Raw genomic sequence first — 6,083 nt, forward strand, 5'->3', positions numbered from 1 at the left:
CAACGACCCTAAGGCCATTGCTCCCCATTTGACACAAAAGATCAATCAGAACGGCATTTTGAAACCCGGCGGCAGCTGCATGCCAGCCGTCATGCCACCCATTTTCTCCTGGCTGCTCTGCTCGACCTTGCGCACGGCGTCGTTGAGCGCGGCGGCGATCAGGTCTTCCAGCACTTCCTTGTCGTCCTCGTCGGTCGACATCAGGCTCTGGTCGATGCTGACGCGCTTGACGTCATGACGGCCGGTCATCACCACGCTGACCAGGCCACCGCCGGATTGGCCGGTCACTTCGGCGTTGGCCAGCTCTTCCTGCATCTTGGCCATTTTTTCCTGCATCTGCTGGGCCTGCTTCATCAGGCCGGCCATGCCACCTTTCATCATGGGGGTATACCTCGATTGGGTCATGTGATGCGGCCTGGCAAAGGGCCGGCCGCACGGTTATCCGTTACTGCTCCTGGCTGACCAGGGCGTCTACAGGCTCAATAGTATCCTGCCGCACCGTTGCACCGAACTGCTTGATCATCTGTTGGATCAACGGATCCTGCTGGATTGCACTCACGGCATCCTGCTGGCGTTCGGCACGCTTGCGTGCCGCGGCCTGGGCCGGGGTTTCCTGCTCGGGGCGGATCAGCTCGATTCGCAGGTTCAACGTGCGCCCCAGGTGCTGGTTGAGCGCTTCGTTCAGGCGGCGTTGCTGGGTGGCGTTGAACAGTGCGCCCTGGCCAGGGTCCAGGTGCAGCAGCCAGTCGTCGCCGTCGACGGCCATCAACGTACAGTTTGCGGCGATGTTGCCTGTCATCCCGGATACAGGCAACTGTGGGAATAATTCCAGCCATTGCAGGGCCAGACCGGTCGCCGGCATGGCGGCAGGCATAGGCTCGGGCGCGACGACAGGCGCCTCTTCCTGCACGTGCTCGGCCAGCTCATCGAGGTAGCTGAAACCGACCGGGTCGCTGTCGCCGACGTAGTAGTCTTCGTCCATCGGCGGTTCGTCATCGCGATCCATGCCGGCCGGGGCGTAGGCAGACGGGTCGAACGGCGGCTGGTCGAAGGCCGGCTCGGGGGCTTGTGCCGGGGCGGGCGCAGGCGCTACCGCTGGCGCAGCTGGTTCGGGCTCTACATTGGCAGGCGCGGGCGCGGCGGCGGGCTCCTCCCAGGGCAGGTCGATCACCTCCTCTGCTACCGGCGCGGGTTCGACGACCTCGGGCTCAGGTGCAGGCTCCGGCGCAGGAGCAGGCGCGGCTTCCACCACCGGGGCAGGGGCAACGGCAGCAACGACAGGCGCCACAACCGCTGGCGCTGCCACTGGGGTTGCTGGATCAGCTGTGGCCTGGCTGATCCCCACCGGCTTTAGTACCGGCTTCGGTGCATCGTCAGCATCGGCCGGACGGAAGGCCAGCATGCGCAGCAGGACCATTTCGAAGCCACCCCGCGGATCCGGCGCCAACGGCAGGTCGCGACGGCCGATCAGGCCCATCTGGTAATAGAACTGGACGTCTTCGGCTGGCAAGGCCGAGGCCAGCGCCAGCACCCGGTCGCGGTCGCCCTGGCCGTTGTCCACCGCTTCCGGCAGGGCCTGAGCGATGGCCACCCGGTGCAGCACATTGAGCATTTCCGCCAGCACGCCGCTCCAGTCCGGCCCCTGTTCGGCGAGGTTGCGCACCGCTTCCAGCAGCGCCCGTGCATCGCCTTCGAGGAGCGCCTGCAGCACGCCATAGACCTGGCCGTGATCGAGACTGCCCAGCATGGCGCGCACGTCGGCGGCCAGCACCTTGCCCTCGCCGAAGGCGATGGCCTGGTCGGTCAGGCTCATGGCATCGCGCATCGAACCATCGGCGGCGCGGCCGAGCAGCCACAGGGCATCCGGCTCGAACGGCACGTTCTCCGCCTGCAGCACATGGCTCAGGTGCTCGACCACCCGCTCCGGGCTCATGTTCTTCAGCGAGAACTGCAGGCAGCGCGAAAGAATGGTGGCCGGCAGCTTCTGCGGGTCGGTGGTGGCGAGGATGAACTTGACGTAGGGCGGCGGCTCTTCCAGCGTCTTGAGCAAGGCGTTGAACGAGTGGGTGGAGAGCATGTGCACTTCGTCGATCAGGTAGACCTTGAAGCGCCCACGGCTCGGCGCGTACTGCACGTTGTCGAGCAGTTCGCGGGTGTCCTCGACCTTGGTGCGGCTGGCGGCGTCGATCTCGATCAGGTCGACGAAACGGCCCTCATCGATCTCGCGGCAGACCGAACAGGTGCCGCAGGGCGTCGAGGTGATGCCGGTTTCGCAGTTCAGGCATTTGGCGATGATTCGCGCGATGGTAGTCTTGCCCACGCCGCGCGTGCCGGTGAACAGATAGGCGTGGTGCAGGCGCTGATTGTCCAAGGCATTGATCAAGGCCTTGAGCACATGGGCCTGGCCGACCATTTCGCGGAACGAGCGCGGACGCCATTTACGTGCAAGAACCTGATAACTCATCGAAAAACCATCGCAGCCTGATCGAGCGGAAGATCGCTAATGCTAGCGGAGCGGGGCCGAAATTGCACCCTGCGTGGTTCGTCTAAGCTTAGGAACTGGCACGCCGTTCAAGGAGGATGTGCATTGCGAAGACTGCTGGCCCTCATGCTGCTCTGGTCCACCCACAGCCTGGCAGACCCGCCGGTGCTGCGTTTTTCCGTGGTCGAGAGCTGGAGCATGCCGCTGGTGCGGGTCGAGGGCGACCAGCCGGTGGAAGGCATGATGTTCGACCTGATGCAAGCCATGGCCCGCGAAGTCGGCGCCCGTCCTGAGTACCACGTGCTGGCCCGCCTGCGCATGCAACAGGCGATGGACGATGGCGACATCGATGTGCGTTGCTATGTGAGCACCCAGTGGTTCAATGACCGGCCGGGAAATTTCGTCTGGAGCATTCCGTTGTTTCGCCAGCGCGATGTGCTGGTCGGGCGGGCGAGCGACAGTGGCCCTACCCGCCCGGAGCAGTTGCCGCAGCAGGCCATTGGCACTGTGCTGGGGTATGCCTACGGCACGCTGGAGCCGTTGTTCGCGCAGGGGCAGTTGCGCCGAGAGGACAGCCGCAGCCAGGAACTGGCGTTGCAAAAACTGCAGATTGGGCGTTATCGGCATGCGGTGAGCAATGAGCTGTCGCTGCACTGGTTCAACCAGCGATTGCCTGCCGAGCAGCGTTTGCAGGTGCTGGCGGTGCTGGAGGAACAGGCCTTGGGGTGCATGGTGCGTGATGACCCGGCGATACCGACGCAGGGGGTGCTGCGGGCGTTGGTGAGGATGAAGGAGTCGGGGGAGATCGAACGGATTGTGCAGCGGTATGGGGCGGCGGGGTATTCGGAGAAGGTTTCGGCGGCTCGGCCGTGAGTTTTTGGCGTCTGTGGGTGTTCGTCTTGAGGGGTTGGTCGTGTTCAAGATCGAGCGCCGCCCGCGCGGCGCATCGCGGATAAATCCGCTCCTACATTTGTTGCAACGCGCCATGGCCTGTCAGGCCATGGTTGTCCGCCTTGGCGCACGGCGAAATATCGCGACACGCCACCCGCACCAACCCAAAAATCACGTCGCGTCCACAAGGCAGGCAACCATGGCCTATCAGACATAGGCACGTTGCAACAAATGTAGGAGCGGATTTATCCGCGATGCGCCGCGCGGGCGGCGCTCGATTCAATGGCCGCCACAACCCTCAAGGCGAGCCCCCCGCCCTAACGCTGCCGCTCCACCGCCAAAGTCACAGCATCCGCCTGCCCCCAGGCAATCTGCAGGGCCCGCAGCCCATGCTGCAGCTGCTGCCGTGTCTCTTCATCCTCGATACGCTCAAGCGCCCGCCGGCTGTCGCTATAGGCGAACATCAGGTAGTGCGAGACATTCATCAACACGAACTCCATCGGCACGATGCCTTCGCTGATGGCTCGGGAGAGGGTTTTTCCTTGAGGAAGGTCGAAGGTATACGGTGGATCGGGAACAATTTTTTTCATATAGACCCCATACAAGTTTGACTGCCCCTTCGCTTCCACGCATTAGGGTGACAGTTGTACGCGGGGTGGAAGACCAAGCGTATGGGGAACCTGGCAGGTCGTGAGACCTCCCGCGCACAACTGTCATAACGACAGACACCATACGCCGCACTGCCAGGCTTCCACACCCGATCGCTGAACCGACAGCGACCGCAAAAGCCTAAAGGGCGGGGTTTCCAGGGACAATCAGACGGGTGTCGACAGGATGCGTAGGATATTTCGTCAGCCTTAACTTTGTTGTAGGACATTTCCCAAATTTAAGTAGGACCACACCAACTGAAGCTATGCAGCCCGCGCAAATCGCGGCCTCCAAGTCGATTGACCTACTGCCGCATCAGAAGTGAACGATTTCCACTGAAGGCTCAACGGCGCACACTACGCGTGCATCAACCTTCTGCTCAAACCTTGAGCTGCAATCCAGACAAGAGGGAACATCATGCGCCGCATCACTCAAGAGAGTGCTGAGCAATTCCAGCGCGAGCTGAAGGATCTGGATGAAGAGATACGCAAGGCCAGAACATTTTCAGTCTGGGAAACTCTGCTACCACTGGGATTGGGTGCCGGATTTGCCTTGCTAGTGATGGTCGCCTGCACCCTGATACTACGAATGGGCTGAGCCCGAGTCTTGCGCTTGTCCAATGACCGTTGCGCTTTCCCGATGCCTATACAGCCGCGATCAGCGTCGCGCTCAAGAACAGCCCCACCCCGAACACTACGTGCGTAACCACGCTCTTCAGACAGTTACGCGCAGGCGTTGGCGTTCTCGATGCAAAGAACCCTGCCCCCATCGCTGGCTGCATGAAGCACAACGGCGCCACGACCGTACCCATGCCGATAACAACCGCAGGCCACAAGGTGGGCACCTGCAACCAACCCTCCCCTACAATCACCACCAGCAGCATCGCGAACAGCACGCCGATGCCGTAGTGAATCACCCACCCCCACACCTGCTCATGCCGGACCGGTTCGGCCTTGGCAATCGCCTGGTGCCGCATACGCCCCTGAAACAAATGCCCCGCCCAACGCCCGACCATGGCGAAGTTCAGCGTGGCAACACCCAACCGCCTCAGCAGCAACCCCCACAGGTCCATGATCCCCGTGGCACCAATACCTATCGGCAGCGCAGCTAGAAACATCGCGGTAAACGTCATTGAACAGGCCCTCGAAGATTGACGGTCATCACCTTGCCACGCAGCATAGAAGTTGAAGTCAACTTCAAGTCAAGGCCCCCGAAATGGACATTGCCGATGTCGCCAAACGCACAGGTGTACCCGCATCGACACTGCGTTACTACGAGAAGAAAGGTTTGCTCAAATCACTCGCCGGGCGCGGCCAGCGGCGGCAGTTTGCAGCCGATGTGGCAGACAGGCTGGCACTGATCGCCTTGGGGCAGGCTGCGGGATTTTCGCTGGATGAAGTGGGAGCGATGCTGGTGGACCAGCAAGTCGACAGGCAGCTGCTGCTGGCCAAGGCGGATGAACTGGATGCGCGGATCAGGCGGTTGCAGGCGATGAGCAAAGGATTGCGACATGCGGCGCAGTGCCCTGAGGAGGATCATCTGGCCTGCCCGAAATTCCAACGGCTGATGAAGCTGTCGGCGGCGGGGCATGGAAAAAAACAGGACAGATCCACATTTGTAGCAGCAAGGGCTGCACGAATCGGATAGCAACGGAGAAAGGTCATCGACGAAACAAAGGAGGGATTCGAGACAAGAAATTCGGCGGACAGACTACCCGGCACAGTGCGCTACTTAAGTGTGCCTAAACGCTGTCACAGTTCGAGATTTTTGAGCGAGAGATCCTTGAGAGCTCAAGGACTGGCGTAATGGAGGCGGCCCCCCCAGCCACACCCCGGCACTCGATGTTCCCGCTATGGCTGCTCCCTTCCGGGCCTGACCAGGTTAACGGGTAATCAATGCGGGGGGACCGATGGGGCCACCACTACGCGGCTCGCTGAGCAGCGAGTGGCGCCATTGTACCGGTCTTGGGAGTAGATACAACCTCTGAGGGGAGAAAAAGTCATCATTTCTCAATGACTTGTCCGGGGGTGAGGGTGTTCGGGAGGGCCTCATCGCCGGCAAG

The 6,083-nt window shown here is 61.7% G+C and carries 7 protein-coding genes and 1 other RNA gene; 3 read left to right on the forward strand and 5 right to left on the reverse strand.

All coding sequences use genetic code 11. The features are described 5' to 3' along the window. Positions 1 to 45 precede the first annotated feature (45 nt). Together PMI38_RS10305 and dnaX are read right to left on the reverse strand one after the other, a co-directional pair. Positions 46 to 381, reverse strand: a complete 336-nt coding sequence (locus tag PMI38_RS10305; protein ID WP_008093501.1) for a YbaB/EbfC family nucleoid-associated protein — start codon at positions 379 to 381, stop codon at positions 46 to 48. Positions 382 to 445: 64 nt separating this feature from the next. After that, positions 446 to 2,464, reverse strand: coding sequence for a DNA polymerase III subunit gamma/tau (gene dnaX, locus PMI38_RS10310; RefSeq protein WP_008093502.1), 2,019 nt, complete (start codon positions 2,462 to 2,464; stop codon positions 446 to 448). Positions 2,465 to 2,587: 123 nt separating this feature from the next. Here dnaX and PMI38_RS10315 point away from each other — a divergent pair, with 123 nt between their 5' ends. Continuing rightward, entirely contained in the window at positions 2,588 to 3,355 is a 768-nt protein-coding gene (locus PMI38_RS10315) for a substrate-binding periplasmic protein (protein WP_008093503.1), read from the forward strand. Positions 3,356 to 3,690: 335 nt separating this feature from the next. On the opposite strand, the gene PMI38_RS10320 is transcribed toward PMI38_RS10315, so the two are convergent. Beyond that, positions 3,691 to 3,963: a hypothetical protein gene (locus tag PMI38_RS10320; RefSeq protein ID WP_043273376.1), complete on the reverse strand. Its 273-nt coding sequence runs from the start codon at positions 3,961 to 3,963 to the stop codon at positions 3,691 to 3,693. Between the two features lie 475 nt (positions 3,964 to 4,438). On the opposite strand from PMI38_RS10320, the gene PMI38_RS10325 reads away from it, so the two are divergent. Then, positions 4,439 to 4,618 (forward strand): hypothetical protein, encoded by a 180-nt coding sequence (locus PMI38_RS10325; RefSeq protein ID WP_008093506.1) that lies wholly within the window; start codon positions 4,439 to 4,441, stop codon positions 4,616 to 4,618. Between the two features lie 46 nt (positions 4,619 to 4,664). Here PMI38_RS10325 and PMI38_RS10330 read toward each other — a convergent pair whose 3' ends face one another. Beyond that, positions 4,665 to 5,153 carry a DUF2938 domain-containing protein gene (locus PMI38_RS10330; protein WP_008093507.1) on the reverse strand — a complete coding sequence of 163 codons (489 nt, stop codon included), beginning with the start codon at positions 5,151 to 5,153 and terminating at the stop codon, positions 4,665 to 4,667. Positions 5,154 to 5,236: 83 nt separating this feature from the next. On the opposite strand from PMI38_RS10330, the gene PMI38_RS10335 reads away from it, so the two are divergent. After that, the gene (locus tag PMI38_RS10335) at positions 5,237 to 5,668 is read left to right on the forward strand and encodes a helix-turn-helix domain-containing protein (protein WP_008093509.1); all 432 of its coding nucleotides are present in this window, start codon (positions 5,237 to 5,239) and stop codon (positions 5,666 to 5,668) included. 168 nt (positions 5,669 to 5,836) lie between these two features. On the opposite strand, the gene ffs is transcribed toward PMI38_RS10335, so the two are convergent. Beyond that, an RNA gene (ffs, locus tag PMI38_RS26155) (signal recognition particle sRNA small type) lies at positions 5,837 to 5,933 on the reverse strand. Between the last annotated feature and the right edge of the window lie 150 nt (positions 5,934 to 6,083).

This window comes from Pseudomonas sp. GM84, assembly GCF_000282535.1.
GTDB lineage: Bacteria > Pseudomonadota > Gammaproteobacteria > Pseudomonadales > Pseudomonadaceae > Aquipseudomonas.

What these genes read in the sequence shown, in the direction of transcription:
- PMI38_RS10305 (WP_008093501.1), bottom strand. Translation starts at nt 381, where the DNA reads ATGATGAAAGGTGGCATGGCCGGCCTGATGAAGCAGGCCCAGCAGATG.
- dnaX (WP_008093502.1), bottom strand. Translation starts at nt 2,464, where the DNA reads ATGAGTTATCAGGTTCTTGCACGTAAATGGCGTCCGCGCTCGTTCCGC.
- PMI38_RS10320 (WP_043273376.1), bottom strand. Translation starts at nt 3,963, where the DNA reads ATGAAAAAAATTGTTCCCGATCCACCGTATACCTTCGACCTTCCTCAA.
- PMI38_RS10325 (WP_008093506.1), top strand. Translation starts at nt 4,439, where the DNA reads ATGCGCCGCATCACTCAAGAGAGTGCTGAGCAATTCCAGCGCGAGCTG.
- PMI38_RS10330 (WP_008093507.1), bottom strand. Translation starts at nt 5,153, where the DNA reads ATGACGTTTACCGCGATGTTTCTAGCTGCGCTGCCGATAGGTATTGGT.
- PMI38_RS10335 (WP_008093509.1), top strand. Translation starts at nt 5,237, where the DNA reads ATGGACATTGCCGATGTCGCCAAACGCACAGGTGTACCCGCATCGACA.